Origin of the sequence: Pauljensenia sp. 27098_8_83 (assembly GCF_041432695.1) — a bacterium.
Taxonomy (GTDB): Bacteria; Actinomycetota; Actinomycetes; order Actinomycetales; family Actinomycetaceae; genus Pauljensenia.
Genome location: NZ_JAPWAD010000046.1, coordinates 1 through 1,356, shown reverse-complemented (window position 1 = coordinate 1,356; position 1,356 = coordinate 1). Strand labels below are relative to the sequence as shown.

Sequence of the window (1,356 nt, the reverse complement as noted above, 5' to 3'; positions counted from 1 at the left end):
TCCTTGATGATGAGCGGACTTCAACCCCCGCGATCTTCAAAGGACCTCGACAATGTCTCACCCTACCTGCTGCTGCTCCGTGTCGCTTAATCGTTGTGATCGGTGTGATCTGCTCGTCGGTTTGGAGGGCTTCCATCTGGTTGCTGCCGCTCGGCGTGAGTACGGTCTGATGCTCGACATAGAGTCCTGTGATCGCCGCGCTGGCTGCCCGGGTTGTGGGGTGATCGCACAAGGCCACGGGCGCGTGGTGGTGGAGGTGATCGACGCGCCCTGGGCCGGGGTTCCAGTGCGGATCCGATGGTTTAAGCGCCGATGGATATGCCGCGAAACCACCTGCCAGATCGCGACCTTTAGCGAGCAGAACCACTCAATGTGCGCACCTCGGGCGCGTCTGGGTGTGCGGGCGATCCGCTGGGCGATCCGACAGTTGCGCTTCGAGGGAGCCACTATCTTGGGGCTGGCCCGACAGTTAGGAACCACGTGGAATACCGTGTGGTCCCATATCAAGCCGTGCCTGCAAGCCGCATCTGATGACCCCGCCCGCTTCACAGGGATTCGGGTGCTGGGGGTTGACGAGCACGTGTGGCACCACCAGGACCGACGCCACCGGGGCCCACGTGAACTCACCGGCATCGTGGACCTGACTTGCGGGGAGGAGCATCCCACGGCCCGCTTGTTGGACCTGGTTCCGGGTAGGTCTGGCACCGTGTACAAGAACTGGCTAGAAGAGCGCGGCGAAGACTTTCGCTCCGGTATCCAGATCGCGACGCTGGATCCCTTCCAAGGATACAAGAACGCCATCGACGACCAGCTCCAAGACGCAACCAGCGTCCTCGATGCCTTCCATATCGTCAAGCTCGCCGGCGATGCCCTTGATGAGGTACGCCGCCGCGTCCAGCAAGACACGACCGGTCACCGCGGGCGCAAGGGCGATCCCCTCTATCAGATCCGCAATCTTTTGCGCGCCTCGCGTGATCGGCTCACGAAGCGTCAACAAGAACGACTCCGTGAGGCCTTCACGGCAGATGAGGCGCATATCAGTGTGGAAGTCGCCTACCACTGCGCCCAGCAAGTCCGCGACGTCTTCCATCAAGCCACACCCGCCCAAGGCCGACGCCTGGCCGCACACCTCATTGAGCGCCTACCAACGTGTCCCATCCCCGAAATCGCTCGTCTGGGGCGGACCCTACGCAAGTGGAAGGACGCATTCTTGGCCTACTTCGACACCGGTGGAGCCAGCAACGGCCCCACAGAAGCCATCAACGGAATCATCGAACTAGGCAGACGCACCGCCAGAGGCTACCGCAACCCCACCAACTACAAACTCCGAATGCTCCTCATCGCAGGAGGCCTAGA

At 61.9% G+C, this 1,356-nt stretch carries 1 protein-coding gene; it reads left to right on the top strand.

The genetic code is table 11. The annotated features are described in order from the left end of the window. Positions 1-52: 52 nt before the first annotated feature. Positions 53-1,356: ISL3 family transposase (locus O3656_RS10215; RefSeq protein ID WP_500063966.1), on the top strand; the 1,304-nt coding region annotated here is incomplete at its 3' end.